General features: G+C 33.1%; 1 protein-coding gene. It reads right to left on the reverse strand.

The genetic code is table 11. The features are described from left to right. Positions 1-182, reverse strand: a 182-nt coding sequence (locus HNS40_RS22610; RefSeq protein ID WP_216664210.1) for a hypothetical protein, incomplete at its 3' end; no start/stop codon positions are given. Between the last annotated feature and the right edge of the window lie 477 nt (positions 183-659).

Genomic DNA, 659 nt, shown 5'->3' on the forward strand with positions numbered 1-659 from the left:
GAAACATCTCCATCATCGCTATAGGTTGTACCAAAAAACAAATAACCCCCTTTATAAGGAATAATACTTTGTACATTGTCATAGTCAGTACCTCCGTAACATTTTTCCCAGGTTTTAACGAAGTTTTGAGAAAAGGCGAGGAGGTTTCCTAGTATGAAGATGGATATTAGTATTTTTCTCATTTGTATTTTTTTTAAAAGAGAGGCTGTTTGAAATTTATTGTTTCAGGTATCAATGACTTTTTGCCCCGACCCTAATAAGAGGGTGTCAAATCTGATGTTCTTTTTTTATCAATCATTTAAATATAGCAAATCATGATAAATTGATTTTTTCGGTTTGCCCCATCCCTAAAGGGAGCCGAAAAAACCAGATTCCCATTTTCAAATAAATTTTACTTTATCTGAATATAAAATATTAAATTAGGAATCAAAAACTGGACACCTTACCCTAAATTACAATAATGGTTTCTCTTTTACCTTTCAAACAGCCTCATCTATTTACTATTTAGTTATTATTAATTTTCCACTTTGTTTGAGTTCTCCGCTAATGAACTCATAATTATAAGCACCGGCTTTTAAGCTGCGGGTATCCCATACCTTTTGACCTGTTTCGCCTGTTAAGTTGAATTGGGCCACTTGTTTACCATCAATGCTTTTGAT

Origin of the sequence: Lentimicrobium sp. S6 (assembly GCF_013166635.1) — a bacterium.
Lineage (GTDB): Bacteria > Bacteroidota > Bacteroidia > Bacteroidales > UBA12170 > UBA12170.